The organism is Pseudomonas sp. EYE_354, assembly GCF_023148575.1.
GTDB lineage: Bacteria > Pseudomonadota > Gammaproteobacteria > Pseudomonadales > Pseudomonadaceae > Aquipseudomonas.
Genome location: NZ_JAHXNQ010000008.1, coordinates 133,099 through 159,196, shown reverse-complemented (window position 1 = coordinate 159,196; position 26,098 = coordinate 133,099). Strand labels below are relative to the sequence as shown.

Here is a 26,098-nt window from a genome sequence, read left to right as displayed (position 1 = left end):
GATTCAGCCCTGGGTAAAAGTGAAGCCGGCAAGCGGCAGCTCGCGCAGACGCGCCAGAATCGCCGTGACTTGTGCCTGAGTGTACGGCTGCGCCGGATGCTTGCCCCACACCGGTGCCGGCCAGGCGGCGTCATCGCGTTTACGTACGATCACATGCACATGCAACTGGCTGACGACATTGCCCAGCGCGCCGATGTTCATCTTGTCGGCGGCAAAGCCATCATTCAATAACTGCGCCAGCGCCGTCGTCTCTTGCCACAGCGTTTGTTGATCTGCGACATCCAGCTCAAACACTTCGCTGATACCGTCGATACGCGGCACCAGAATGAACCAGGGGTAGTTTGAGTCGTTGGACAACAGCAGGCGGCACAGCGGGAAGTCCCCGATGACCAGTGTGTCTTGTTGCAGGCGTTGATCTAAGGCGAACACCGCGGGCACTCCATTCGGCAGGTCAGATTCTGGGGCCCAGCATACCGTCGAATGCCTCATGCTTTCACGGCGATTGCACTGAAGTCTGCGCATTTGCGCAAAAATTCTGCCCTCTTTCGATGCAGCTCACTATTTGAGCTACGCTAACTCGGGCCTCACCGGGATGCACCAAAATGACCCACTTGTGCTTCAAAGGGATCCGTCAACTACCCACCGAGAGGGTGAACCGGTAACGTTTTTCGTAAGAACAGGCTTTTCGCAGCACCACACAGCGGTAACAGTCGGGCGTCACGCCCAAACCAAACGGCGTAAAAAGCCCGTGCTTATGCGGTTTTTACAGGCTTTTCATGTTTTTCACGAAAAAATGACATTCGGTTACCGTTTTGGGCGCGCTTGTTGCATTCTCACAGCTATCGTCGGCAACGACAGCGGTTGGGAAGCCTCTGTTTCGCGATAAAGAACAGTGGCGTTTCAATGCATCTCACGGAAGGCTTCAAACTTCGCGAGAGGTCTGAAAACAGCATTGAAGTTGTCAGTCCGGTTACAGGTGGACTGTGGATTTGCGACAGGGAGCTAGCAATTTACGACAGCCTCGTAAAGAAGCTGAAAGGAAAGATGGGTAAGTATCGTCAATAGCGTCGGCGTGATATAACTTTGCGCCGACACAAAAAAGAAAGAGCCGCCCAGATAAAAATACAGGTGGGACGGCAGTACTCTTCCTAAAACCAAAGGAGCAAATCACGATGCGCGTGATGAAGTGGAGCATGATCGCCCTGGCTGTTTCAGCAGGCACCTCGCAGTTCGCAATGGCGTCCGCCCAGGACGACTCCAAGGGCTTTGTTGAAGACAGCACTTTCAGCATCAATACTCGCGCGCTGTACTTCAGCCGCGATTTCCGCAACAACCCGTCGGGCCCTGGCACCAAGAGCCGTGCAGAAGAGACTGGGCTTGGCTTCAACGCCCTGTATGAGTCCGGTTTCACCCAAGGCACCATCGGTGTCGGTGTTGACGTAATCGGCCTGCTGGGCGTGAAACTCGACAGCGGCAAAGGTCGCGCAGGTACCGGTCTGTTCCCAACCGGTTCTGACGGTCGTTCCCAGGACGACTACTCCAAAGGCGGCGGCGCGGTTAAGTTCCGTATCTCCAATACCGTCCTGAAAGTCGGTGACCAATACACCACAGCCCCTGTGTTCGCTTCCGACGACAGCCGTCTGCTGCCGGAACTGCCACAAGGCATCTCGATCACCAGCAACGAGATCAAGGGCCTGAAACTGGAAGGCGGTCACTTCACTTCCAGCGTCGCACAAAACCAGACGTTCCATGACAGCCTGGGCTTGACCAAGACCGACTTTGTCGGCGGCGTGTACTCGTTCACCCCAGAGCTCACCGGCAGTCTGTACTACGCGAAGACTGAAGATTACTTCCGCAAGTACTACAGCAACGTGAACTGGACCCACGCGCTGAGCGATGACCAGTCCTTTGCTCTGGACTTCAACATCTATGACACCAAAAGCGACGGCGCAGGCCTGCAACGCGCCGAAAAAGATGGCACCACCAAGCTCGACAACCGCGCGTTCAGCTTGCAGGGCGCCTACACCGTCGGTGCTCACACCTTCACCCTGGCAGCCCAGAAAGTCACTGGCGACGGCGACTACGGCTACGGCGTAGACGGCGGCGGCTCGATCTTCCTGGCCAACTCCGTTGCCCGTTCCGACTTCAACGCCGAAGGCGAGAAGTCATACCAGGCTCGTTACGACATCAACATGGCGACCTTCGGCATTCCTGGCCTGAGCTTCATGACCCGTTACGTAACCGGTAGCGGCGCCAACACCGCCACCACCTCGAACGGCAAAGAGTGGGAACGCGACATCGAAGCCAAGTACGTGATCCAGAGCGGCCCGGCCAAAAACCTGAGCCTGCGTCTGCGTCAAGCGACCTACCGCTCCGGCGATGGCGTGTACTACGGTTCGCCTTCGATCGACGAACTGCGTCTGATCGCGAACTACCCGCTGAACATCTTGTAATTGTCGGTTTAATTACAACGATGACTTAAGGCTTCGGCCTTAAACAAAAAGCCGCTCCCCTGTTTGCAAGGGAGCGGCTTTTTTATTGCAGTTTCATGTCGCCCGATAATAACTAGCAAGCTAAGTAACTAATGAGATTAAACCAACACGTTTAACCTGACCTTTCGGCCAAGTTAAACATGACGCTTCCCGTTACTTCGGTGCAGCTTCCTGCATGACGCGAATAACACGCTGCGGAAATGGAATATCAATCCCCGCTGCCTTCAAACGATCACGCGCCAGTTCATTGAGCATAAACACCACATCCCAATAATCCGGGGTGTTGGTCCAGCAACGCAGGGAAACCGTGATTGAGCTATCGCCCAGGGTCGACACCACCGCCACCGCAGCCGGGTCGGTCAGCACGCGCGGGTCTTTTGCCAGTTCCAGCAACACTTCACGGGCTTTCTGCAGGTCCGCCTCGTAGTCCACACCCACGTCAAATACCACTTTGCGGGTCGGCTGACGGTTGGTGTTGGTGATGATGCCGTTGGACAGGATGCCGTTCGGTACGATCACCGTCTTGTTGTCGCCGGTGCGCAGCACGGTGTGGAAGATCTGGATGCTGTCGACAGTACCCGAGGTGCCCTGGGCTTCGATCCAGTCACCAATGCGGAACGGGCGGAACAGCAGGATCAGCACGCCACCGGCGAAATTCGCCAGGCTGCCTTGCAACGCCAGGCCGATGGCCAGGGTAGCGGCACCGATGGCTGCTACGAACGAGGTGGTGGCCACGCCGATCATCGAGGCAACGCTGACGATCAGCATGACTTTGAGCGCGATGTTCGCAAGGCTGGTGATGAAGTGCTGCAGCGCCAGGTCTGCGTTGCGCATAGCCAGCAGGCGGCCTACGCGGTGGGTCAACACATTGATCAGCCACCAGCCGATGGCCAGGGTGATCACAGCCAGCAGTACCCGGCTGCCATATTCCATGATCATCGGGATCCACGACTGTGAAGTCTTGATCAAGTGATCCATTTCAGCGTTTAAATCCATGCGGTTTCTCCTGTGTGGCGGATGTGCGGCTTTATTGACTGCCTAAAAACGCAAATGAGCCCCGTAGGGCTCAAGTGTAGGCGCGGATTCCGGGGCGTGGGACGTCAAAAATGCCCTTGGGTTCCGCAAAGTGCCATCAGTCGCGGAAGTTATTGAACTGCAGCGGCATGTCGAAGGTCTTGGCGCGCAGGGCCGCAATGGCCTCTTGCAGGTCATCGCGCTTCTTACCGGTCACACGGACCTGCTCACCCTGGATGGCGGCCTGGACTTTGAGTTTGGCATCCTTGATGTGGGCGACGATCTTCTTCGCCAGCTCCTTGTCGATGCCTTCCTTGAGCACGGCTTCCTGCTTCATCAGCTTGCCGGAAGCGTAGGCGTCTTTGATTTCAAGGCACTGGGCATCGATCTTGCGCTTGACCAGCGACAGCTTGAGGATTTCGATCATCGCTTCCAGCTGGAAATCGGCTTCAGCGGTCAGGTTGACGGTCAGTTCCTTTTCCTTGAACTCGAAGCTGCCTTTGCCCTTCAGGTCATAGCGACGGTCCAGTTCCTTGACGGCGTTCTCGACGGCGTTGGTGACTTCGTGTTTGTCCAGTTCAGATACCACGTCGAACGAAGGCATGTGATTTCTCCAATATAAGGGGCGGACTCAGTAGAGATGGAGCGCGCCCGAGCTAAAATGCCGGGGCATTATAGCGGTTCTTTCGCCCCGTTCACCGCAGGCGGCCTTTCGGAGTACAAACTGATGTCGACCCCCTGGCATATTCTCGGCGCCGGCAGCCTGGGCACGCTCTGGGCCACGCGCCTGGCTCGCGCCGGCGTACCGGTGCGGTTGATCCTGCGCGATGATACGCGCCTGGCCAGCTACAGGGCCTCCAAAGGCCTGACCCTGGTGGAGCATGGCGTGGCGCACACCTATGCGGTAGCCGGCGAAACTTCCGACAGCCCGGAGCCAATCCATCGCCTGCTGGTGGCATGCAAAGCCTACGACGCGCAAAACGCTGTCGCACAGCTGCACCATCGCCTGGTGCCGGATGCAGAGCTTATCCTGCTGCAAAACGGCCTCGGCAGCCAGGATGCGGTAGCCGCACAGCTGCCCCTGGCGCGCTGCATCTTCGCCTCCAGCACCGAAGGCGCCTTCCGCGACGGTGACTGGCGCGTGGTGTTTGCCGGCCATGGCCATACCTGGCTGGGCGACGCCGCTCACCCGACGCCACCGGTCTGGCTGGACGACCTGCACGCCGCTGGCATCCCCCATCAATGGAGCGCCGACATCCTTACGCGGCTGTGGCGCAAGCTGGCGCTCAATTGCGCGATCAATCCGCTGACGGTGCTTTACAACTGCCGCAATGGCGAACTGCAAGCACATCAATGCGAAGTCGCAACCCTGTGTGCCGAACTCTCCGAACTGTTGGCGTGCTGCGGCCAACCGGCCGCCGCAGAGGGTCTGCAACAGGACGTGGAACGGGTGATCCACGCCACCGCCGCCAATTACTCGTCCATGTACCAAGACGTCGCCAACGCCCGCCGCACCGAAATCAGCTACCTGCTGGGCTATGCTTGCCAAGCTGCAGCCCGCCACCACTTGAAGCTGCCGCATTTACAGCAGTTGCAGGTGCGCTTGATCGAGCTATTGGTTGCACGCGGATTGCCCCGCGACTGAGGCACGCGCTACCCTGCCCGCCTGTCTATCACCTGGGAAAACCCTGATGCCGCTGCGCCAGCGTCTTGAAAACTTACCGGTAGGGCAGAAACTGCTGGCCGCCCTGTTGGTGCTGCTGACCACCGTATTGCTGGTGGCCAATCTCACCTTTATCAGCGCCGCCTACTGGATCTCCCAGGAAAGCATGGCGCCCCAGGCGTTGCAGGCCATCGGCCGGCTGGTGTCCAACCCGGCCCTCGCCGCCGAAGCCCTCGAATCCCCGGCCAAAGCCAACGCATTGCTCAACGAGCTGACCAGCTATTCGCCGCTGCGCGCTGCCGCGCTCTATGACAGCGAAGGCAATCTCCTGGCCCAGATGCAACACGGTGACCGTCTGCAATTACCCGACAACTACCGGCATATCGAAGCGTGGCGCGTCTCCGAGTTTCGCAGCAACCAAGTGATTACCCTGCCCCGCCCGGGCCAGCCGTCCGGACATTTACTGCTGGTGGCCAGCAGTGAACTGCCGATGGCCTTCTATACCGGCACGCTGACGGCAAGCCTGGGCATCCTGATTTTCAGCGTGCTGCTGTGGCTGATCATCGCCCGGCAGATCAAACGCCTGATCACGCGCCCCATCCACGAGTTGGAAGAGCTGTCGCGCCAGGTGACCCGCGAAGAGAACTACGCCCTGCGCGCAGGGCGTGGCAACCGCGATGAAATCGGCAGCCTGGCCGAAGCGTTCAACACCATGCTGTCGCGCATCGAAGCCCGTGAGCAACAGCTCAAACGCGCACGGGACGACTCCCAGGCCGCATACGACCAAGCCCAAGGCCTGGCCGAAGAGACGCGCCACACCAACCGCAAGCTGGAGCTGGAAGTCCAGGTTCGCAGCAAGATCGAGAAAAAACTCACCGGTTTCCAGAACTACCTCAACAGCATCATCGACTCAATGCCCTCAGCGCTGATCGCCCTGGATGAACAGCTGTACGTGACCCAATGGAACCAGGAAGCCAGCGCGCTTTCCGGTACGCGCCTGGATGAAGCCCTGAACCAGCCGATCTACCTCGCCTTCCAACCGCTCAAGCCCTACCTGCCGCAGATCAAGGCCACGATCGAGCAACACACGGTCGAGCGCATCGAACGCGTCACGTGGGTCAAGGATGACGAGCCCAAGCATTACGCCCTGACCTTCTATCCGCTGACGGGTGGTGCCGGCCGTGGCGTGGTCATCCGCATCGATGACATCACCCAGCGTCTGTCCCTGGAAGAAATGATGGTGCAGTCGGAAAAAATGCTCTCCGTCGGCGGGCTGGCCGCGGGCATGGCCCACGAGATCAACAACCCGCTGGGGGCGATCCTGCATAACGTGCAGAACATCCGTCGACGCTTGTCCGCGGACTTGCCCAAGAACCTGGAGTACGCCGAGCAGGCGGGCATTGAGCTGGCAACGGTCAACCGCTACCTGGAGGGCCGCGAGGTTCCGCAATTGCTCGACGGCATTCAGCAGGCCGGCGCGCGGGCCGCCAAAATCGTCACCCACATGCTCAGTTTCAGCCGCCGCAGCAACCGCCAGATGGCGCCGTGCGACTTGCCGGCGCTGATCGACCAGGCTGTGGAAATCGCCGGCAATGACTTCGACCTGGCGATCGGTTTCGACTTCAAGGGCCAGGCGATCATCCGCCAGTTCGACCCGCAACTGGGCCCCGTGCCCGGCACTGCGAACGAGCTCGAACAAGTGTTGCTCAACCTGCTGAAAAACGCCGCCCAGGCCATTCATCAGCGCGAAGACGATCACGAACCGGGACGCATCATCCTGCGCACTCGCCTCAACCCGCCGTGGGCAGAGATCCAGGTGGAAGACAACGGCATTGGCATGAGCGAGAACGTGCGCAAGCGCACCTTCGAACCGTTCTTCACCACCAAGGAAATCGGTCAGGGCACCGGGCTTGGGTTGTCAGTGTCGTATTTCATCATCACCAACAACCACAAGGGCCAGATGGAGGTGCACTCCACCCCCGGCCAAGGCACCTGCTTTACCCTGCGCATCCCCCTGGCCGGCAGCCAATTGCCGCCCTCCGAACTGACCCAACTGGAGCACTGATCTATGGGCTTTCGCCTGTCGAAAATCTACACCCGCACCGGCGACGGGGGCGAAACCGGCCTCGGCGACGGCCGCCGCGTGCCCAAAGACCACCCACGCGTGGAGGCCATCGGCGAAGTCGATACGTTGAACAGCCAACTGGGACTGCTGCTGGCCGGCCTTGAAGAACAAAGCGGAAAACACCCTGGGCTCAAAGACGTGATTGAAGTGCTGACACCTTGCCAGCACCGCCTGTTTGACCTCGGCGGTGAGTTGGCAATGCCGGTGTACAAGGCGCTGAACGCCGCGGAAGTGGATCGGCTGGAAGCCGCGATTGATCGATGGAACGAAGAAGTGGGCTCACTGGAAAACTTCATCCTGCCCGGCGGTTCAGCGCTGATTGCCCAGGCCCATGTGTGCCGCAGTCTGGCACGTGGTGCCGAGAGACGGTGTCAGCACCTCAACGCGCTGGAGCCGCTGGAAGGGGTCGGCCTGGCGTATATCAATCGGCTGTCGGACTTGCTGTTTGTGGCCGCGCGCGTGATTGCTCGGCGCCAGGGGGTGGCGGAGGTGCTTTGGCAAGCGGCGGCGAAGCCACACTGAGGGTTATTCAGTGAATGGTAGGGCCTTAGCGGGGGCGAGCCCCCGGTAAAGCCCGCCAGAACACCCTCAGCCTTGCGGCCAAAACGCCCTGATACCCGCCACGCCCTGGGCTCCTGCCCCCCAGGCTTTGTCTCGTTCGGCAGGACCCACGCCGCCCAACAGAAACACCGGCTTGCTGAACCCACGGATCAACTGCTCCGCCTGTTCCCAACCCAACGGCTGGGCATCCGGGTGGGTCTGGGTAGGCTGCACCGGCGACAGGGTGACAAAATCCACGTCCATCAGCTCTGCCAACGCAAGTTCTTCGGCGTTGTGGCATGAGGCCGCCAGCCAGCGGTCCTTCGGCAATGGCCGACCTTTGCTCGCGTATTTGCGCAATTGGGCCGACGTCATGTGCCAGCCCGCTGCAGGAAAGTCCCCCAGCCACTCAAACGGCCCCTTGAGCATCAACTGCGCCTTGCCGGCGCACAGGCCCACCGCATCCACCGCCAAATCGCGGTATTTAGGGTCGTAGCCGTTGGGGGCGCGCAGTTGGATCAGCTTGATGCCACCGGCGACGGCCTTTTGAATCCCGCGCAACAGCGTCGGCGTCTCCAGCTCGCCAGGGGTGATCAGATACTCGGCAGGCAAACGTGCAGCGGCAACGATCGGCGTGTTGGCGGCCGGGAATTCGTAGTTGATCAGATCCCGAGGCGCCACCCACTCCAAGGGTTGTCCCTCAGCCCCGTGCGGCTCGCCGGTAAAGGCCGAGACTTCCCAGACATCCAGTAACACCTGTTTGTCCGGGTAGTCGTGTTGCACCTTGATCAGCGGCCGCGCCGTAGTGACCTGAATACCCAGTTCTTCCTGCAATTCGCGGGACAAGGCCGCGGCGACCGATTCATCGGCCTCCACCTTGCCGCCGGGAAACTCCCAGAGGCAGCCCTGGTGCTGGGTATCGGCGCGGCGTGCCAGCAGAATCCTGCCATCGACACCGCGGATCACTGCTGCAGCTACATGCACTCGTTTCACCGCGCTTCTCCTCCAGGCTTCAGGTCCGGTATTCCGCGTTGATCTTCACGTACTCGTGGGACAGGTCGGTGGTCCAGATGGTTTCGCTGCACTCGCCACGGCCCAGTTCGATGCGGATGGTGATTTCTTCCTGTTGCATCACGGCCGAACCCTGGGCTTCGGTGTAGCTCTCGGCGCGCGCGCCACGGCTGGCGATGCACACGTCACCCAGGAACACGTCGATCTTGCTCACGTCCAGGTCCGGCACACCGGCACGGCCCACGGCAGCGAGGATGCGGCCCCAGTTCGGGTCGGAGGCGAACAGCGCCGTCTTGATCAGTGGTGAGTGCGCCACGGTGTAGCCGACATCCAGGCATTCCTGGTGGTTACCACCGCCGTTGACTTCAACGGTCACGAACTTGGTCGCGCCTTCGCCGTCGCGCACGATGGCCTGGGCCACGTCCATGCACACTTCGAACACCGCCTGCTTGAGGGCCGCGAACAGCGCGCCGCTGGCCTCGGTGATTTCCGGCAGGTTGGCCTGGCCGGTGGCGATCAGCATGCAGCAGTCGTTGGTCGAGGTATCGCCATCGATCGTGATGCGGTTGAACGACTTGTTGGCGCCGTCCAGGATCAGGCTATGCAGCACATCGCGGGAGACTTTGGCGTCGGTGGCGATGTAGCCCAGCATGGTGGCCATGTTCGGGCGAATCATGCCCGCACCCTTGCTGATGCCGGTGACGGTGACCGTCACGCCGTCGTGCACGAACTGACGGCTCGCACCTTTGGGCAGGGTGTCGGTGGTCATGATGCCGGTGGCGGCGGCGGCCCAGTTATCCACAGACAGGTCGTCGAGCGCGGCTTGCAGAGCGCCTTCGATTTTCTCGACCGGCAGCGGCTCACCGATGACACCGGTGGAGTACGGCAGGACCTGGCTGGCGTCCACGCCGGCCAGCTGGGCCAGCTTGGCGCAGGTACGCGCAGCGGCGACCAGGCCTGGCTCACCGGTACCGGCGTTGGCATTGCCGGTGTTGGTCAGCAGGTAACGGATATTGCCCGCAACGCGCTGCTTGGCCAGGATCACCGGGGCGGCGCAAAAGGCGTTGAGGGTAAAGACGCCCGCGACGGTCGAGCCTTCGGCACAGCGCATCACCACCACATCCTTGCGCCCTGGGCGCTTGATGCCGGCCGAAGCGATACCGAGTTCAAAACCGGCGACCGGGTGCAAAGTGGGCAAAGGACCAAGACCAACAGCCATGAATGCGCTCCTTAAAAATAGGTGATGTCTGTGCCGTCGGAATCGACGGTGAAATTAATGGCAAAACGCCGCGACGGCAAAAGCCGGTCGCGGCGCGGAGTGTTGCAGCGTCAGGCGAAAATCTTATTCGATCTGGCCGTGGCAGTGCTTGAATTTCTTGCCCGAACCGCAGTAGCACAGTTCGTTGCGGCCCAGCTTCTGATCATTGCGAACCGGGGTCTGAGCCAGCGCCACATCGACCTCTTCGCCCAAGGCTTCAGGCGCTTCCAGACCCGGCGCTTCGTCGTGCTGGAACTGCATGCGCGCAGCCAGTGCCTCGGCTTCCTGACGCAGACGAGCCTCTTCCTCGATCGGGTCTTCGCGACGCACCTGAACGTGGGACAGCACACGAATCGAATCACGCTTGATCGAATCCAGCAGTTCGGAGAACAGCGTGAACGACTCGCGCTTGTACTCCTGCTTCGGGTTCTTCTGGGCGTAGCCACGCAGGTGGATGCCGTGACGCAGGTGGTCCATGGTCGACAGGTGGTCTTTCCACAGGTCGTCCAGCACGCGCAGAACGATTTGTTTCTCGAAGGTGCGCAGTGCTTCGGCACTCGCTTGCTCTTCTTTCTCGTTGTACGCGGCCAACAGCTCGACCATCAGTTTTTCGCGCAAGGTTTCTTCGTACAGGTGATCGTCTTCGTCAAGCCACTGCTGGACCGGCAAATCGACACCGAAATCGCTCTTCAATGCGGCTTCCAGACCGGCAACATCCCACTGTTCCGGCAGCGACTGCGGCGGAATGTGTGCGCTGACGGTGGCGTTGAGTACGTCCTGGCGGAAATCGGCGATGGTCTCGCCAATGTTGTCGGCAGCCAGCAACGTGTTACGCATGTGATAGATCACTTTACGCTGTTCGTTGTTGACGTCATCGAACTCGAGCAGTTGCTTACGAATGTCGAAGTTGCGGCCTTCAACCTTGCGCTGAGCCTTCTCGATGGCGTTGGTCACCATGCGGTGCTCGATCGCTTCACCGGACTGCATGCCCAGGGCCTTCATGAAGTTTTTCACCCGGTCCGAGGCGAAAATGCGCATCAGGCTGTCTTCGAGGGACAGGTAGAAGCGGCTGGAACCGGCGTCACCCTGACGACCGGCACGACCACGCAACTGGTTGTCGATACGACGCGATTCGTGACGCTCGGAGGCGATCACCTGCAGGCCGCCGGACTCCAGCACGGCCTGGTGACGCTTCTGCCAATCGGCCTTGATCTGGGCGATTTGCTCAGGGGTCGGGTTGTCCAGGGAGGCCACTTCCACTTCCCAGTTGCCGCCCAGCAGGATGTCGGTACCACGACCGGCCATGTTGGTGGCGATGGTCAATGCGCCTGGGCGACCGGCCTGGGCGATGATCTCGGCTTCTTTTTCGTGGAACTTGGCGTTGAGCACTTTATGCTCGATGCCTTCCTTGTTGAGCAGGTTGGACACGTGCTCGGACGTTTCGATGGTGGCGGTACCCACCAGGATCGGACGCCCCTGGGCCAGGCCGTCCTTGATGTCATTGATGATCGCCGCGTATTTCTCTTCGGCGGTCAGGAACACCAGGTCGTTGTAGTCTTTACGCGCCAACGGCTTGTTCGGCGGAATGACCATTACGGCCAGGTTGTAGATCTGGTGGAATTCGAACGCTTCGGTGTCGGCCGTACCGGTCATGCCGGACAGTTTGTTGTACAGACGGAAGTAGTTCTGGAAGGTGGTGGACGCCAACGTCTGGCTTTCGGCCTGGATGTTGAGCATTTCCTTGGCTTCGATAGCCTGGTGCAGGCCTTCGGACAGACGGCGACCGGGCATGGTACGACCGGTATGTTCGTCAACCAGGACCACCTGGCCATCCTGCACGATGTATTCGACGTTGCGATGAAACAGCTTGTGGGCGCGCAGCCCCGCGTACACGTGGGTCAACAGGCCCAGGTTGTGCGCCGAGTACAGGCTCTCGCCTTCAGCCAGCAGGCCGATCTGGGTGAGCATGTCTTCGACGAACTGGTGGCCGGCTTCGTTGAGTTCGACCTGACGGGTCTTCTCGTCGATGCTGAAGTGACCTTCTTTGGTCACCACGCCTTCCACTTCCTCGATGTGCTGCTCAAGACGCGGGATCAACTTGTTGATCTCGGTGTACAGGCGCGAGCTGTCTTCGGCCTGGCCGGAGATGATCAGCGGGGTACGGGCTTCGTCGATGAGGATGGAGTCGACTTCGTCGATCACGGCAAAGTTGAGTTCGCGCTGGAATTTTTCATCCATGCTGAACGCCATGTTGTCGCGCAGGTAATCGAAACCGAATTCGTTGTTGGTGCCGTAGGTAATGTCGCAAGCGTAGGCGGCACGCTTCTCTTCCGGCGGCTGGAACGGCGTTACCACACCGACGGTCAGGCCGAGGTATTCATACAGCGGGCGCATCCAGTTGGCGTCCCGGCGAGCCAGGTAGTCATTCACCGTGACAACGTGCACGCCCTTGCCGGACAGTGCATTGAGGTAAACGCCCAGGGTGGCTACCAGGGTCTTGCCCTCACCGGTGCGCATTTCGGCAATCATGCCTTCGTGCAAGGTCATGCCGCCGATCAACTGGACGTCGAAGTGGCGCATGCCCATCACGCGCTTACCGGCTTCACGGGCGACCGCGAAGGCTTCAGGCAGCAGTTTGTCGAGGGTTTCACCTTTGGCTATGCGGGCCTTGAACTCTTGGGTCTTGGCGCGCAATTGCTCGTCCGACAGGGCAACCATCTGCTCTTCGAAGGCATTGACCAGCTGCACCGTCTTGAGCATGCGTTTGACTTCGCGCTCATTCTTGCTTCCAAAAAGTTTCTTTAACAAAGGCGCAAACATATCGGCAGGTTCTTCCACACATAGGGATGGAGGGCGCACCGTGAGTGGCCCGAGCAGCCCTCACGGCCGCATGCGAACGCGCATTCTACCCGGAATCGTGGGTGAGGAAAGTGGCGTTGTTCCCCGAGGCTGACATGGGGCAGTGAGAGGGCTTGTTTAAAATAAGGGCTTTTGTGCGAACTTCAACCCATGACGTGCAGAAGTTACCTATTGATTTCACGGGCAAAGCACGGCGGTGCATTGCCACGGGCTGCGCAGAAGCTTTCTGTTAAGATGGCCGCTCTGTTACTTAAGGTGTCCAATCATGGCATTTCGCCCTCTTACAGCCCGCGCGCCAAGCGTGTTGCTTCGCGAAGCCAAGCCGTTGAAAGCCATCTTTAGCCATGCGCAACGCTTGGGCCATTTGCAACGTCTGCTCGAAAGCCAGCTGCAACCGGCCGCACGTGAACATTGCCATGTGGCGTCCTGGCGTGAAGGCAACCTGCTGCTGATTGTCACAGATGGCCACTGGGCCACACGTTTGCGCTATCAGCAAAAGCGCCTGCAACGCCAGTTGATGGCGTTCGAAGAGTTCGCGAGCCTGACGCGCATCCAGTTCAAGGTGCAGCCACCCACCGTCCAGCAAGGCGCGGTGGGGCATACCATGGACCTGTCGGAGACTGCGGCCGAGACCATCCAGGCCACGGCAGACGGCATCAGCGATCCGGGCCTGCGCGCCGCGCTTGAGCGGCTGGCCGCCCACGCCAAGCCCAAGCCCTGAACCATCACTTGCGTTTGCTGCCCCCGAGCAAAGATCCCAACAAGCCACGCACCAATTGCCGCCCCATCTGGTTGGCCGCCTGCTGCATGGCTGACTTGAGCGCCTTGCCGGCTGCAGTTCCCAGGAATGCACCGGCCTTGTCAGTGAAGCTCGGTTCCTCGGTGGCCTGCCTGGCCTCTTCGCTCGGGCCCAATTCCTTACGCGCCATCAGCACTTCATAGGCCGACTCGCGATCGATCGGCTTGTCATAGCGGCCTTGCAACGCAGAACCGGCGACCAGCCCGGCGCGCTCGGCCTCACTGAGCGGCCCGATACGCGATTGCGGCGGCGCCACCAGCACGCGCTGGACGATTTCCGGCGTGCCCTTGTCTTGCAAGGTGCCGACCAGGGCCTCGCCCGTGCCCAACTCGGTCAGCACCGACAGTGCATCAAAAGCCGGGTTTGGCCGAAACCCGTCCGCCACCGCCCGCAGGGATTTCTGTTCTTTAGTCGTAAATGCCCGCAAGCCATGCTGGATACGCAAACCGAGCTGCGCCAGCACGCTGTCCGGCAGGTCCCCCGGTGATTGGGTCACGAAATACACGCCAACGCCTTTGGAACGAATCAACCGCACCACTTGCTCCAGGCGATCCTGCAGGGCCTTGGGTGTATCGGCGAACAACAAGTGCGCCTCATCGAAAAACAACGCCAGCAAGGGTTTGTCGGCATCGCCGCGCTCCGGCAACTGCTCGAACAGTTCCGCCAACAGCCACAGCAGGAACGTCGCGTAGACCTTCGGCGCCTCGTGCACCAGGCGGCTGGCGTCCAGCAAGTGAATACGCCCACGCCCGTCGCCAGTGGGCTGCAAGATATCTTCAAGTTGCAGGGCCGGTTCACCAAACAAAGCCTCGGCGCCCTGTTGCTCCAACACGGCCAGACGCCGCAACAGCGCCTGGCTGGAGCCGGTGGTCATCAATGCGGCGTCTTCGCCGAGCAGTTCCGGGTGATAGCGCAGGTGATTGAGCAGTGCCTTGAGGTCCTTCAGGTCCAACAACAATAAGCCTTCGCGATCAGCCACCTTAAAGGCTGCGTAAAGCGCCGACTGCTGACTGTCGGTCAGCTCAAGCAAGCTGCCGAGCAATAACGGGCCCATTTCGCTGATGGTGGTGCGCAACGGATGACCGGACTGCCCGTGGATATCCCACAGCGTCACCGGATAGGCCTTTGCCGTGTAGTTCAAAAAAGGCATGCCGGCGATACGCTCGGCCACCTTGCCCTGCGGGTTGGCGGCCGCCCCCAGGCCACAGAGATCGCCTTTGATGTCAGCGGCAAATACCGCCACACCCGCGTCACTGAAGGCTTCGGCCAGGCGTTGCAACGTAACCGTCTTGCCCGTCCCCGTGGCACCGGCTATCAACCCGTGACGATTGGCCAGGCGCATGGCCTGGGCGATGGGCTGGCCATCTAGGCCGGCCCCTATAAGGAGTTGCGTGGAATCAGGCATTTCGTCACCCATGGTTAATCTTTCGTGTCGCCAGGTCGATAAAACAGATGTGAGACCCACAAAATCTAAAAAACGCTCAGATAGTTCCTACAGGGACCAACGGAAATATCAAACTTTCTTTGACGCTCCCCTTGCGCGCGTCCCACAAGGATCCGCGCTGGATATTTAAGACCTTAGCGGACCCTTCAAGCTATGAATAAAAATCTGCGTTTCAGCCATAAAATCCTGCTTGCGGCCTCCCTTATCGTCATCGCGGCTTTCGCGTTGTTTACCCTCTACAACGACTACCTGCAACGCAACGCCATTCGCGACGACCTCAACAGCTATCTGCATGAGATGGGTGACGTCACCGCCAGCAACATCCAGACCTGGCTCACCGGGCGCATCATCCTGGTGGAAAACGCCGCACAAAACATCGCCATAAACCCTGAACCCGCTGCCGTTGCCGCCCTGCTGGAACAGAAAGCGCTCACCTCTTCGTTCATGGCGACCTACGTGGGCGACAGCAAAGGCGCGTTTACCATCCGCCCCGACACCAAGATGCCGGACGGCTTCGACCCGCGCGTGCGCCCTTGGTACAAAGGCGCACAGAGCAGCAACGGCTCGACCCTGACTGAACCGTACATCGACGCCGCCACCGGGCAATTGATCATCTCCATCGCCACCCCCAGCGCCAAGGGCAGCCAGAGCATCGGCGTAGTCGGCGGCGACCTGAGCCTGCAGACCCTGGTGGATAACATCGGCGCGCTGAACTTCGGCGGCATGGGGTATGCGTTCCTGGTCAGCGCCGACGGCAAAGTGCTGGTGCACCCGGACAAAAACCTGGTGATGAAAACCCTGGCCGACGTGTACCCGAAAAACACACCGAAGATCAGCGGCGACTTCAGCGAAGTCCAAGCCAATGGCAAGGACAACATCGTCACCTTTATGCCGATCAAGGGCCTGCCGTCGGTGAACTGGTACCTGGGCGTATCGGTGGACAAGACCGAAGCCTATGCGATGCTCAGTAAATTCCGCACCTCGGCGGTGATCGCCACGATCATTGCCGTGGTCATCATCATCGCCCTGCTCGGCATGCTGATTCGCGTCCTGTTGCAACCGCTGCATGTGATGACCCGTGCGATGCAAGACATCGCCGATGGCGAAGGCGACCTGACGCGCCGCCTGACCATCCAGAATCACGATGAGTTCGGCACTTTGGGCAATGCATTCAACCGGTTCGTGGAACGGATTCACACGTCCATTCGCGAAGTGTCCTCGGCCACCGAACAGGTAAATGAAGTGGCAATGCGGGTGGTCAGCGCCTCCAACTCGTCGATGGTCAACTCCGACGAGCAGGCCAACCGCACCAACAGTGTGGCTGCCGCCATCAACGAACTGGGTGCCGCCGCTCAAGAAATCGCGCGCAACGCTGCACAGGCTTCAAGTCAGGCCAGTGATGCCCGGCAACTGGCCGAAGACGGACAGCAGGTGGTGGAGCGCAATATCAAGGCCATGACCCAGTTGTCCGAGATGATCAGCGCCTCCAGCAGCAACATTGAAGCGCTTAATAGCAAGACCGTGAATATCGGCCAGATTCTTGAAGTCATCACCAGTATTTCCCAGCAAACCAACCTGCTGGCGCTCAACGCGGCGATCGAGGCGGCCCGTGCCGGGGAAGCAGGACGCGGGTTTGCGGTAGTGGCCGATGAAGTGCGCAACCTGGCCCATCGCACCCAGGAATCGGCGCAGCAAGTCCAAACCATGATCGAAGAGCTGCAAGTCGGCGCGCGCGAGTCGGTCAGCACCATGAGTGAAAGCCAGCGTCACAGCCATGACAGCGTGGGTATCGCCAACCTGGCCGGTGAACGCCTGAACAGCGTCACTCAGCGTATTGGCGAGATCGATGGCATGAACCAGTCGGTCGCCACGGCCACCGAGGAGCAGACCTCAGTGGTGGAGTCGATCAACGTCGACATCACCGAGATCAACACCCTCAACCAGGAAGGTGTGGAAAACCTGCAATCGACCCTGCGCGCGTGTACCGATCTGGAACAACAGGCGGCTCGCCTGAAACAACTGGTGGGCAGCTTCCGCATCTGATGGCGCCGCCGCTTTAGTCGGCGGCGGTCTCGGGTTTGGCCTGCTCCTGTGCCCACAACTCGGCGGCACCTGGAAACTCGGTGCCGTCCTCACTGTCCAGCTCATCAGGGTCAAACCGGCTCAAACAGCCTTCTCCCAGGGTCGCGGGCGCCTTGGACGTGGCTTTATCAAGTGGATCGGTCATGGCGTTGTCCTGATGGGCAGATAAAAAAAGGGCCTGAAGCGATTAAACGCCCAGGCCCTTCTTTGTTCAATCAACCGCCGTCGATCAGAACACCACGGTCTTGTTGCCGTGCACCAGCACGCGGTCTTCCAAGTGATATCGCAGGCCACGGGCCAGCACCATCTTCTCCACATCGCGACCGAAACGCACCATGTCTTCGATGCTGTCACTGTGGCTCACGCGCACCACGTCCTGCTCGATGATTGGACCGGCGTCCAGCTCCTCGGTGACGTAATGGCACGTAGCACCGATCAGCTTCACGCCACGCAGGGAGGCCTGGTGGTATGGCTTTGCACCGACAAACGAGGGCAGAAAGCTGTGGTGAATGTTGATCACCTTGCCGGCGTACTCGCGGCACAGCTGCGGCGGCAGGATTTGCATGTAGCGCGCCAGCACCACCACATCAGCTTCATGCTGCTTGACCAGACGAGAAACCTCGGTGAACGCCGGCTCCTTGTCCTGTGGGTTGACCGGTACGTGGTAGTAAGGGATGCCGTGCCATTCGACCATGCTGCGCAGGTCGTCATGGTTGGAAATCACGCAGGCGATTTCGCAATCCAGCTCATCACTGTGCCAGCGGTGCAGCAGATCGGCCAGGCAGTGGGATTCGCGGCTGGCCATCAACACCACGCGCTTTTTCTGCTCGGTGTCGGTGATACGCCAGGTCATCGAAAACTCTTCAGCGATTGGCGCGAACGCCTCGCGAAACGCCTCAAGACCAAAGGGCAGCGTGTCGGCACGAATCTCGTGACGCATAAAGAACCAACCGCTGAGATTGTCCGAGTGATGGCTCGCCTCGGTGATCCAGCCGTTGTGGGAGGCCAGAAAGTTACTGACTTTGGCAACGATGCCGACCCGGTCCGGGCAAGCAATCACCAGCCGAAAAGTGCGCATTAGGGGGAAACTCCAGAACTTCGCAAAGGCCGCCATTCTAGCGATTACGCAGAAAAACTGCAGTATTCGTTAACGCTTATTCTGATCGCCGGGGCGCGCTATCCCCCTTGTCAGCCTATGGTTTACCGTTCGTATTTGAATTTACGGCCTCACCGCAGGGCGCTCCTGAATATCAGGTGAATTATCTTAAGCGCAACGCCCTTGTAATTAACTCGATTGCTTAGGCGTGATAACAACATTCAACGTAATTCACATAAATGCGACCTTAAATGTTTACTTGCGCAAACTGCCTGACTATTATTGGGCCACTGTCCTGTCAATCAGCGCTCTACATAAGGTAGTCCACATGTCTCTGATCAACGAATACCGTGCCACCGAAGAAGCTATCAAAGAACTGCAAGCCCGTTTGAAGAACCTGTCCCAAGACGACAAACTGAAAACCGAGCTGGAATTCGAAGGCAAACTGCGCACCCTGATGGGTGAATACTCCAAATCCCTGCGTGACATCATCGCGCTGCTGGATCCAGAGTCTAAAGTTAAAGCACCTCGTGGTGCCGTGAAAACTACCGGCACCAAGCGTGCTCGCAAAGTCAAGCAATACAAAAACCCGCACAACGGCGAAGTGATTGAAACCAAAGGTGGCAACCACAAAACCCTGAAAGAGTGGAAAGCCAAGTGGGGCGGTGACGTGGTTGAAGGCTGGGCTACCCTGCTGGGCTAAGCTTCGCCAGGCCTGCGCCTGATACGCAACACATTAAAACGCCAGCTTGCTGGCGTTTTTTATTGCCCGTTTATGCTGTTTACAATTCTGATTATGAATTCACACGGGCGGCTAAAGAATTGGCATATTCCTGCCACTGGGCCAGCACACGCCGCTGAAACGGCGTCGCACTAACTGCCAACTTCTGCGCAGCCTGGTTAAATGCGTCGAGGGTATTGGGTGCGCCGAATTCAGGATTTGACAAGCGTTGCTGACAGAAAAGTTTCCAGCGTTGTTGCTCCTCATTATTCAACGTCTCGGGGAAGTTACGTGCCCGGTAGCGAAACAATAATTCGGGTAACCGCGAGTCATCAAACGGCCACTGCTGGCGTGCTAATTGTGAGGGTTCAGCCATGCGGACTTGTTCACATAAGCGCCGATCGCGATCCCCGATAAAACCGTCGTAAAGCTGCTGTTCCGGGTCTGCACTCGGCGCAAAATCTTCCGAGGCATAAATGAGCGTCAACTTATCGCGCCACCGTTCTTGTGCGTCAGTTAGCCGCAGCGCCCGCGCCTGATAAAGGTCCATGTCCAATGCCAGGCGCTGGCGATCTTCGGCACGCAGCACATTCAAGGGGGCAACCACCGGGCACCGGTTGATGTGCACCAATTTGAGCGGCACCGGCAGCTCGCCTTCGGCCAGTTCGTCACGACGGGTGTACAGGCGGTCGCGAAGGGTTTGCGCGTCCGCATCCAGCAGCGCCTGCGGGTCGAGACCAAGGTCGCAGACTATCAACGCATTACGGTTGCGCGGGTGCCAGGCCAGGGGCAGCACAACCCCCAGGTAATGACGTTCAGCGGAAAACCGTCCGGAAATATGCACCATCGGTTGCAGCAGGCGTACCTGATCCATCACTCGCTGTTTGCTGCGCAATTGAAACAGCCAGTCGTACAACTTCGGCTGTTTCTCCCGAACCAGGCGCGCCAACGCAATCGTGGCGCGCACATCGGACAGCGCATCGTGAGCCTGGCCGTGATCGATAGCGTTAGCGGCGGTCAGACGCTCCAGCTTGAGCGTCACGCGGCCGTCCTGCTGGGGCCACTCGATACCTTCGGGGCGCAGGGCGTAGGCGGTACGCACGACGTCGATCAAGTCCCAACGACTGTTACCGCCCTGCCACTCGCGCGCATAGGGATCAAAAAAGTTGCGATAGAGGCTGTAGCGCGTCATTTCATCGTCAAAGCGCAAGGTGTTATAGCCGGCACCACAGGTACCCGGAGCGGCCAGTTCCGCATGCACACGGGTCATGAAATCAGCTTCTGCCAAGCCTTTTTCCGCCAATATGCCAGGGGTAATGCCAGTGATCGCACAGGCGGCGGGATGGGGCAGGATGTCATCGCTGGGCTGGCAATAAAGATTGACCGGCGGGCCGACCTCGTTGAGTTCGAGATCGGTACGAATTCCGGCTACCTGAAGCGGTCGATCGCTGCGCGGGTTGATGCCGGTGGTTTCATAGTCGTACCAGAAAATAGAGGTCACGAGCGGGTCCTGTATTAAAGATCGGCAAAGTCTAGGCGCTGAACAGCGCCAGGGGCCAGCGCCAATTTAACTGTATAAATATCCAGTAAAACCTTGAATAGTTGCTTCCATCGCCGACACTGCTAGCATCCGTGTCTCCCAAACGCTCTGCGCTGCCAAGGATCGCAATGCCCTCAGCCCCGTTGGACACTCGTTACCAGATCGAAACCCCGGAAGGTATCGACCTGCCACTGCGCCCCGCTGGCCTGGTGCCCCGCTCGCTGGCCTTTGCCTTCGACCTCGGCGCACGCGGTGTGATCATGGGCGTGCTTATGGTGCCCCTGGCGCTGCTCGGCAATATTGGTATCGGTCTGGGCTCACTGCTGCTGTTCCTGGTGAGCTGGTGGTACATGGTGCTGTTCGAAGTGCTCAATCAGGGCTGCTCACCGGGTAAACAGGTCATGGGCCTGCGGGTGGTGCAGGACGACGGCACGCCCATCGGCTGGTCCGCGTCGCTCATCCGCAACCTGCTGCGGTTCGTCGACATGTTGCCTTTCGGTTACTTTCTGGGCGCTATCAGTTGCCTGCACCATCCTCATTTCAAACGCCTGGGTGACTTGGCGGCGGGCACGCTGGTGGTCTACCGTGAGCAGCCCGTCACGCGCCCCAAGCTGCCGCAAGCCGCACCGCTGCGATTACCCTTTGCCCTGGACCTGAGCGAGCAGCGGGCGATCCTTGGCTTCGCCGAGCGTCAGGGTGAGTTGTCGGGCGAACGCGTACACGAACTGGCCGCGATACTCGCCACGCCCTTGCAGGTATCCCCTGCCCGCGCTGCAGAGCAGCTCAATGGCGTGGCCCGCGGCCTGCTGGGGCCGACATGAAGCAGAGCCTGTTCGAAAACCGTTACCAACCCCAGTGGCAAGCCTTTGCCGAACAACTGGCGCAGCTGGAAAAAGGTAAGGCCAAGGCCGCCGATGTAGCCGACTTTCCTCATCAATACCGGCGCCTGTGCCAGCACTTGGCCCTGGCCCAGGAGCGCGGCTACAGCAGTTATTTGGTGGACCCCTTGCAACAACTGGCGTTACGCGGCCATCAACAACTGTATCGCCATCGCAGCCAATTGACGGCGAAGGTGCTGAGTTTCGTAATGGCTGATTTCCCGCGGCTGGTACGCGAACAGTGGCGCTTCGTATTGATCGCCAGCGTGTTGTTCTTTGGCAGCCTGCTGGGCATTGCCCTGTTGGTGTACCTGTTTCCCGATCTGATCTACAGCATTGTCAGCCCCCAGCAAGTGACTGAGATGCAAGGCATGTATGACCCTGAGGCCAGTCGGTTGGGCCGAGCGGCCGAGCGGGCATCCAGCGAAGACTGGATGATGTTTGGCTACTACGTGATGCATAACATCGGTATCGCCTTCCAGACATTCGCCGCCGGTCTGCTGTTCGGTCTGGGCAGTGTGTTTTTCCTGATATTCAACGGGCTGATCATCGGCGCGATCTCGGGTCACCTGACAGAGATTGGCTATGGGCAGACGTTCTGGTCCTTCGTCATCGGCCATGGGGCGTTTGAGTTGACGGCCATCGCCCTCGCCGGGGCAGCGGGTTTGCAACTGGGCTGGGCATTGATCGCGCCAGGGCAGTTGACCCGAGGTGAGTCCTTGCAACTGGCCGCCCGCAAAAGTGTGCAATTGCTTTGCGGGGTCATGGTGTTCCTGCTGATCGCCGCGTTTATCGAAGCCTACTGGTCGTCCACCACCCAGGTCGCCCCTTGGATCAAATACCTGGTGGGGGCGGCTCTGTGGCTGCTGGTTGCCGTTTACCTGATCTTTGCCGGACGGACTCGCCATGCGCCTGAGTGATGCCAGCGTGGTGATTCGCCCGCGTACGGCCTGGGAGGCCATGGACCTTGGGGTATTAATGGCCAGAGAGCATCGCCTGCTGCTGATGAGCAGTTGGGCGATGGTCACCCTGCCTGTATTCGCCGTTCTCACCGCGGTGTTGTGGCAATACCCCTCCATGGCCATGTTCCTGTTCTGGTGGTTCAAGCCAGCCTTCGACCGTTTGCCTCTCTATATTCTGTCCAAGGCCCTGTTCGGCGAAACGCCCACCGTCAAGCAAGCCGTACGCCAATGGCCACGGTTGCTCAAAGGGCAACTGCTGGCCAGCCTGACCTGGCGTCGACTGAGCTTCAGTCGCAGCTTTGTAATGCCCGTCAGCCAACTCGAAGGCCTGGACGGCCAGGCGCGTCAAAAACGACTGGGCGTATTGCTACAACGTAACGCCGGTGCCGCACGTTGGCTGACCACCGTAGGCGTGCATCTGGAAATAGGGCTGTGGTTCGGCTGCATGGCACTGTTCTACCTCTTCATTCCACAGCAACTCGAACTGGACTGGGATTGGCAACGCCTGGCACTGGCACCCAACTCCGAAGGTCTGTGGCTGGAGCATCTGGGCAATGCTTTCTACGCATTGATCCTGGTGTTTTGGGAACCCATTTATGTCGCCTGCGGCTTCAGCCTCTACCTCAATCGCCGCACGGTACTGGAGGCGTGGGACCTTGAACTGGTGTTCCGTCGCTTGCGCCAGCGCCTGAGCAATGCAGCCTCGCTGATAGTGCTGGTCATCGGTTTGACATTGCTGCCTTTCAATCCACCGGCGATGGCGCAGGAAGCCAAGCCGCTGAGCCCCCAAGACGCTAGCCAGTCCATCAAGTCGTTGCTGGACAGCCCCCCGTTCAAAAACCCGGAAACCGTCACCCGTTATCGCTTCGGCGAAGAAAAGCCCGCCACCAAGAGCAAAGCGCGCGCCGACGGTAAACTCCCCGCGTGGTTGCAGGCGCTACTCGACCACCTCAACGGCAATAACTTCAAGCATCTGGGCCAAGGTCTCGAAGTACTGCTATGGGGCCTGTTGGCGGGTGGGCTGGTCCTGCTGATTTGGCGTTACCGTGACTGGCTGTCCACATTTGTCAGCCGACGCCCCTCACCCGGTCCCAGAGCGACCAAACCAGTACCGTCGCAATTGTTCGGTCTGGAACTGGGCACCGAGACCTTGCCCGACGATCTCGCCAGCGCCGCCGAGCAACTGTGGGCCACCCAACCAAGGGAAGCCCTCGGTCTGCTGTATCGCGGTTTGCTGAGCCGATTGCTGCACGATTTCAACCTGCCACTTAAAAGCGCCGATACCGAAGGCCAGGTGCTGGCACGTGTTCACCAATTGCAGCAACCGCAACTGCTGGCCTTCAGTGATGAATTGACACGGCACTGGCAGAACCTTGCCTACGGTCATCAACTCCCTTCAGCCCCGACCCAGCAAAAATTATGCAGCGAGTGGCGTGCCCTGTTCAGTGCCGGAGGCACGCCATGAACCGAATATTGCTGTGGCTGGGGCTCGTGCTGGCGTGCCTGATCGGAGCGGGAGGCCTTTTCATCTGGAGCAAAGCGACCCCCTACGAGGAAGTGGTGGATCGCGGTCCTGCTCCAGAAGCGCAAGCTAACCCTTACCTGGCCGCCGAGCACTTCCTGCGTGAGCAAGGCCTGACCGTGGCACATGCCGAAGGCCTTGATCGCCTGGCCACCCTGCCGGCCAAGGGCAATAGCCTGTTGTTGCTGGGCGAGCGAAGTGCCATGTCGCCACGCCAGGTCGAGCAACTGCTGGACTGGGCCAGGTCCGGAGGTCATCTGCTGCTGGTCGCCGAGGCTCTTTGGGATGAAGAAACCGGCAAGAGCGGTGACCTGTTGCTCGATCGCCTGAATATCCGACAAACCCTGAGTGACGAGCCGGAAGATCCTGCCCCGGCGCGCAAAAAGAAGGCGCCAGACCTGACCAAACTCTATGTCGACAATGAAACCGCGCCGGCCTACTTCAACTTCGACACCGACTTCAACCTCATCGACCCCAAGCACCTGGCGCAGTTCTCAGCCAACAGCGCCAGGTCCAGTCACCTGATGCAACTCAACCTTGGGCAAGGCCGCGTTACGGTGATCACCGACAGCGACCTGTGGAAGACGCCGAGCATCGCTGAGCACGACAACGCCTGGCTGCTCTGGTACCTGACCCAGGGCACGGCGGCGACACTGGTGTTCAACAGCGACCCAGACAACCTGCTCACCCTGTTGTTGCGTTATTTCCCCCAGGCAGTGGTGGCCCTCATTACGCTGATCGCCGTGGCGCTGTGGCAGGCGGGTATGCGCCAAGGCCCGGTCCGAGCGCCGGCGCCCAAGGCTCGTCGCCAGTTGCAGGAACACTTGAAGGCCAGCGCCGATTTCCTGCTGCGCCGCAGCGGCCAGGGCACTCTGTTGCAGGCGTTGCAGCGCGATATCCAGCGCGCCGCCCGGCGCCGCCACCCTGGCTTTGAGCACCTCGACAACGCAGAACAACGGCGAGTACTTGAACACCTGACGCGCCAACCCTCTCATGTCATCAGTCAAGCCCTCGACCCCCTCCCGGAAAAACGGCTGTCCAGCGCCGATTTCAGCCGGCAGGTGGCGTGCCTGCAAACCCTCAGGAATGCCCTATGAGCGAACCAACCAGCGCCACCCGTCTGACCACCGAAACCCTGCAGCACGCCACCGAGCAAGCCCAGGCTCTGCGCACTGAACTGCGCAAGGCGGTGATTGGCCAGGACCCGGTGATCGACGATGTACTCACCGCACTGATCGCCGGTGGACATGTATTGCTCGAAGGTGTGCCGGGGCTGGGCAAGACCCTGTTGGTACGCGCCCTGGCACGTTGCTTCGACGGCGACTTTGCGCGCATCCAGTTCACCCCGGACCTGATGCCCAGCGATGTTACCGGCCATGCCGTGTACGACCTGCACACCGAACAATTCAAACTGCGCAAAGGGCCGGTGTTCACCCACCTGTTGCTGGCTGATGAAATCAACCGAGCCCCGGCCAAAACCCAGGCGGCACTGCTCGAAGCCATGCAGGAACGGCAGGTAACCCTCGAAGGCGAGGCGCTGCCCATCGGCCAGCCCTTCATGGTCCTGGCCACGCAAAACCCTATCGAGCAGGAAGGTACCTACCCCCTGCCGGAAGCCGAGCTGGACCGCTTCATGCTCAAGGTGCGCATGGACTATCCGGATGCTCAGCAGGAGCTGGAGATGGTCCGCGAAGTGACGCGCTCGTCACGGGCCGACATGCTGGATGTGCAGCCATTGCGCACCGTGCTGCAGGCCGAAGACGTGCTGCAACTGCAGCAGATCGCCAGTGACTTGCCCCTGGACGAACAAGTCCTCGACTATGCCGTACGCCTTGCTCGAGCCACCCGCAGTTGGCCGGGATTGGCTATCGGTGCAGGCCCTCGGGCGTCCATCGCCCTGGTCAGCGGTGCCCGCGCCCGGGCATTGTTGCGCGGCGGCGACTTTGTCACACCGGATGACATCAAGGGCTGTGCCCTGGCAGTCCTGCGCCATCGGGTACGTATCGCGCCGGAACTGGACATCGATGGGCTGGAGGTCGACCAGGTGCTCAAGCAGTTACTGGACCAGATCCCGGCCCCTCGCCAATGAGCC

At 59.8% G+C, this 26,098-nt stretch carries 22 protein-coding genes; 12 read left to right on the top strand and 10 right to left on the bottom strand.

The window, feature by feature from the left end; genetic code table 11:
- Window positions 1-3: 3 nt before the first annotated feature.
- Window positions 4-429 carry an HIT domain-containing protein gene (locus KZX66_RS13285; protein ID WP_248080008.1) on the bottom strand — a complete coding sequence of 142 codons (426 nt, stop codon included), beginning with the start codon at window positions 427-429 and terminating at the stop codon, window positions 4-6.
- 743 nt (window positions 430-1,172) lie between these two features.
- Here KZX66_RS13285 and KZX66_RS13280 point away from each other — a divergent pair.
- Window positions 1,173-2,453 carry an OprD family porin gene (locus KZX66_RS13280; RefSeq protein ID WP_248080006.1) on the top strand — a complete coding sequence of 427 codons (1,281 nt, stop codon included), beginning with the start codon at window positions 1,173-1,175 and terminating at the stop codon, window positions 2,451-2,453.
- Window positions 2,454-2,645: 192 nt separating this feature from the next.
- On the opposite strand, the gene KZX66_RS13275 is transcribed toward KZX66_RS13280, so the two are convergent.
- Window positions 2,646-3,488, bottom strand: coding sequence for a mechanosensitive ion channel family protein (locus tag KZX66_RS13275; protein WP_248080004.1), 843 nt, complete (start codon window positions 3,486-3,488; stop codon window positions 2,646-2,648).
- A gap of 136 nt (window positions 3,489-3,624) precedes the next feature.
- Entirely contained in the window at window positions 3,625-4,110 is a 486-nt protein-coding gene (locus KZX66_RS13270; protein WP_003175814.1) for a YajQ family cyclic di-GMP-binding protein, read from the bottom strand.
- A 123-nt stretch (window positions 4,111-4,233) separates the two neighbouring features.
- Between KZX66_RS13270 and KZX66_RS13265 the strand changes: the two genes are divergently transcribed.
- Genes KZX66_RS13265 through KZX66_RS13255 form a run of 3 tightly spaced genes read left to right on the top strand, consistent with a single transcriptional unit; the run spans window position 4,234 to window position 7,816 of the window.
- A complete protein-coding gene (locus KZX66_RS13265) occupies window positions 4,234-5,151 on the top strand; it encodes a putative 2-dehydropantoate 2-reductase (RefSeq protein ID WP_248080002.1) in 918 nt (305 codons plus the stop codon).
- A gap of 46 nt (window positions 5,152-5,197) precedes the next feature.
- Complete coding sequence (locus KZX66_RS13260) at window positions 5,198-7,234, top strand: ATP-binding protein (RefSeq protein WP_248080000.1); 2,037 nt, start codon at window positions 5,198-5,200, stop codon at window positions 7,232-7,234.
- Window positions 7,235-7,237: 3 nt separating this feature from the next.
- The gene (locus KZX66_RS13255) at window positions 7,238-7,816 is read left to right on the top strand and encodes a cob(I)yrinic acid a,c-diamide adenosyltransferase (protein ID WP_248079998.1); all 579 of its coding nucleotides are present in this window, start codon (window positions 7,238-7,240) and stop codon (window positions 7,814-7,816) included.
- A gap of 66 nt (window positions 7,817-7,882) precedes the next feature.
- Here KZX66_RS13255 and KZX66_RS13250 read toward each other — a convergent pair whose 3' ends face one another.
- The 3 genes from KZX66_RS13250 to secA form a co-directional block, all read right to left on the bottom strand.
- Window positions 7,883-8,827, bottom strand: coding sequence for a Nudix family hydrolase (locus KZX66_RS13250; protein ID WP_248079996.1), 945 nt, complete (start codon window positions 8,825-8,827; stop codon window positions 7,883-7,885).
- A gap of 19 nt (window positions 8,828-8,846) precedes the next feature.
- Window positions 8,847-10,064, bottom strand: a complete 1,218-nt coding sequence (argJ, locus tag KZX66_RS13245) for a bifunctional glutamate N-acetyltransferase/amino-acid acetyltransferase ArgJ (protein ID WP_248079994.1) — start codon at window positions 10,062-10,064, stop codon at window positions 8,847-8,849.
- Window positions 10,065-10,187: 123 nt separating this feature from the next.
- Window positions 10,188-12,923, bottom strand: coding sequence for a preprotein translocase subunit SecA (gene secA, locus KZX66_RS13240; protein ID WP_248079992.1), 2,736 nt, complete (start codon window positions 12,921-12,923; stop codon window positions 10,188-10,190).
- Window positions 12,924-13,227: 304 nt separating this feature from the next.
- Here secA and KZX66_RS13235 point away from each other — a divergent pair, with 304 nt between their 5' ends.
- Window positions 13,228-13,683, top strand: a complete 456-nt coding sequence (locus KZX66_RS13235; RefSeq protein WP_248079990.1) for a DciA family protein — start codon at window positions 13,228-13,230, stop codon at window positions 13,681-13,683.
- Between the two features lie 4 nt (window positions 13,684-13,687).
- Here KZX66_RS13235 and KZX66_RS13230 read toward each other — a convergent pair whose 3' ends face one another.
- On the bottom strand, window positions 13,688-15,166 hold the full coding sequence (locus tag KZX66_RS13230; protein ID WP_248079987.1) for a helicase HerA-like domain-containing protein: 1,479 nt from the start codon (window positions 15,164-15,166) through the stop codon (window positions 13,688-13,690).
- Between the two features lie 192 nt (window positions 15,167-15,358).
- Between KZX66_RS13230 and KZX66_RS13225 the strand changes: the two genes are divergently transcribed.
- Window positions 15,359-17,248, top strand: a complete 1,890-nt coding sequence (locus tag KZX66_RS13225; protein WP_248079985.1) for a methyl-accepting chemotaxis protein — start codon at window positions 15,359-15,361, stop codon at window positions 17,246-17,248.
- Between the two features lie 13 nt (window positions 17,249-17,261).
- Here KZX66_RS13225 and KZX66_RS13220 read toward each other — a convergent pair whose 3' ends face one another.
- Window positions 17,262-17,432, bottom strand: coding sequence for a hypothetical protein (locus KZX66_RS13220; RefSeq protein WP_248079983.1), 171 nt, complete (start codon window positions 17,430-17,432; stop codon window positions 17,262-17,264).
- Between the two features lie 84 nt (window positions 17,433-17,516).
- Complete coding sequence (purU, locus tag KZX66_RS13215; RefSeq protein WP_017529236.1) at window positions 17,517-18,365, bottom strand: formyltetrahydrofolate deformylase; 849 nt, start codon at window positions 18,363-18,365, stop codon at window positions 17,517-17,519.
- Window positions 18,366-18,711: 346 nt separating this feature from the next.
- On the opposite strand from purU, the gene mvaT reads away from it, so the two are divergent.
- The gene (gene mvaT, locus KZX66_RS13210) at window positions 18,712-19,086 is read left to right on the top strand and encodes a histone-like nucleoid-structuring protein MvaT (RefSeq protein ID WP_003175830.1); all 375 of its coding nucleotides are present in this window, start codon (window positions 18,712-18,714) and stop codon (window positions 19,084-19,086) included.
- 91 nt (window positions 19,087-19,177) lie between these two features.
- On the opposite strand, the gene sbcB is transcribed toward mvaT, so the two are convergent.
- Window positions 19,178-20,605 (bottom strand): exodeoxyribonuclease I, encoded by a 1,428-nt coding sequence (sbcB, locus tag KZX66_RS13205; RefSeq protein ID WP_248079981.1) that lies wholly within the window; start codon window positions 20,603-20,605, stop codon window positions 19,178-19,180.
- A gap of 167 nt (window positions 20,606-20,772) precedes the next feature.
- On the opposite strand from sbcB, the gene KZX66_RS13200 reads away from it, so the two are divergent.
- The 5 genes from KZX66_RS13200 to KZX66_RS13180 are packed head-to-tail and all read left to right on the top strand — an operon-like array spanning window position 20,773 to window position 26,095.
- Complete coding sequence (locus tag KZX66_RS13200; RefSeq protein WP_248079978.1) at window positions 20,773-21,465, top strand: RDD family protein; 693 nt, start codon at window positions 20,773-20,775, stop codon at window positions 21,463-21,465.
- Complete coding sequence (locus tag KZX66_RS13195) at window positions 21,462-22,442, top strand: stage II sporulation protein M (protein WP_248079976.1); 981 nt, start codon at window positions 21,462-21,464, stop codon at window positions 22,440-22,442. The genes KZX66_RS13200 and KZX66_RS13195 overlap by 4 nt, the downstream gene beginning before the upstream one ends.
- Entirely contained in the window at window positions 22,429-23,949 is a 1,521-nt protein-coding gene (locus KZX66_RS13190) for a DUF4129 domain-containing protein (RefSeq protein ID WP_248079974.1), read from the top strand. Before KZX66_RS13195 ends, KZX66_RS13190 begins: the two co-directional genes overlap by 14 nt.
- On the top strand, window positions 23,946-25,103 hold the full coding sequence (locus KZX66_RS13185; protein ID WP_248079971.1) for a DUF4350 domain-containing protein: 1,158 nt from the start codon (window positions 23,946-23,948) through the stop codon (window positions 25,101-25,103). Before KZX66_RS13190 ends, KZX66_RS13185 begins: the two co-directional genes overlap by 4 nt.
- Window positions 25,100-26,095: a MoxR family ATPase gene (locus KZX66_RS13180; RefSeq protein WP_248079969.1), complete on the top strand. Its 996-nt coding sequence runs from the start codon at window positions 25,100-25,102 to the stop codon at window positions 26,093-26,095. Before KZX66_RS13185 ends, KZX66_RS13180 begins: the two co-directional genes overlap by 4 nt.
- The last annotated feature ends 3 nt before the right edge of the window (window positions 26,096-26,098 follow it).

Bases quoted from the DNA above. Each gene is read 5' to 3' on its own strand.
- mvaT (WP_003175830.1), top strand. From the start codon at position 18,712: ATGTCTCTGATCAACGAATACCGTGCCACCGAAGAAGCTATCAAAGAA.
- KZX66_RS13265 (WP_248080002.1), top strand. From the start codon at position 4,234: ATGTCGACCCCCTGGCATATTCTCGGCGCCGGCAGCCTGGGCACGCTC.
- KZX66_RS13255 (WP_248079998.1), top strand. From the start codon at position 7,238: ATGGGCTTTCGCCTGTCGAAAATCTACACCCGCACCGGCGACGGGGGC.
- KZX66_RS13225 (WP_248079985.1), top strand. From the start codon at position 15,359: ATGAATAAAAATCTGCGTTTCAGCCATAAAATCCTGCTTGCGGCCTCC.
- secA (WP_248079992.1), bottom strand. From the start codon at position 12,923: ATGTTTGCGCCTTTGTTAAAGAAACTTTTTGGAAGCAAGAATGAGCGC.
- KZX66_RS13200 (WP_248079978.1), top strand. From the start codon at position 20,773: ATGCCCTCAGCCCCGTTGGACACTCGTTACCAGATCGAAACCCCGGAA.
- KZX66_RS13235 (WP_248079990.1), top strand. From the start codon at position 13,228: ATGGCATTTCGCCCTCTTACAGCCCGCGCGCCAAGCGTGTTGCTTCGC.
- argJ (WP_248079994.1), bottom strand. From the start codon at position 10,064: ATGGCTGTTGGTCTTGGTCCTTTGCCCACTTTGCACCCGGTCGCCGGT.
- purU (WP_017529236.1), bottom strand. From the start codon at position 18,365: ATGCGCACTTTTCGGCTGGTGATTGCTTGCCCGGACCGGGTCGGCATC.
- KZX66_RS13280 (WP_248080006.1), top strand. From the start codon at position 1,173: ATGCGCGTGATGAAGTGGAGCATGATCGCCCTGGCTGTTTCAGCAGGC.
- KZX66_RS13270 (WP_003175814.1), bottom strand. From the start codon at position 4,110: ATGCCTTCGTTCGACGTGGTATCTGAACTGGACAAACACGAAGTCACC.
- KZX66_RS13180 (WP_248079969.1), top strand. From the start codon at position 25,100: ATGAGCGAACCAACCAGCGCCACCCGTCTGACCACCGAAACCCTGCAG.
- KZX66_RS13190 (WP_248079974.1), top strand. From the start codon at position 22,429: ATGCGCCTGAGTGATGCCAGCGTGGTGATTCGCCCGCGTACGGCCTGG.
- KZX66_RS13185 (WP_248079971.1), top strand. From the start codon at position 23,946: ATGAACCGAATATTGCTGTGGCTGGGGCTCGTGCTGGCGTGCCTGATC.
- KZX66_RS13220 (WP_248079983.1), bottom strand. From the start codon at position 17,432: ATGACCGATCCACTTGATAAAGCCACGTCCAAGGCGCCCGCGACCCTG.
- KZX66_RS13230 (WP_248079987.1), bottom strand. From the start codon at position 15,166: ATGCCTGATTCCACGCAACTCCTTATAGGGGCCGGCCTAGATGGCCAG.
- KZX66_RS13275 (WP_248080004.1), bottom strand. From the start codon at position 3,488: ATGGATTTAAACGCTGAAATGGATCACTTGATCAAGACTTCACAGTCG.
- KZX66_RS13260 (WP_248080000.1), top strand. From the start codon at position 5,198: ATGCCGCTGCGCCAGCGTCTTGAAAACTTACCGGTAGGGCAGAAACTG.
- KZX66_RS13195 (WP_248079976.1), top strand. From the start codon at position 21,462: ATGAAGCAGAGCCTGTTCGAAAACCGTTACCAACCCCAGTGGCAAGCC.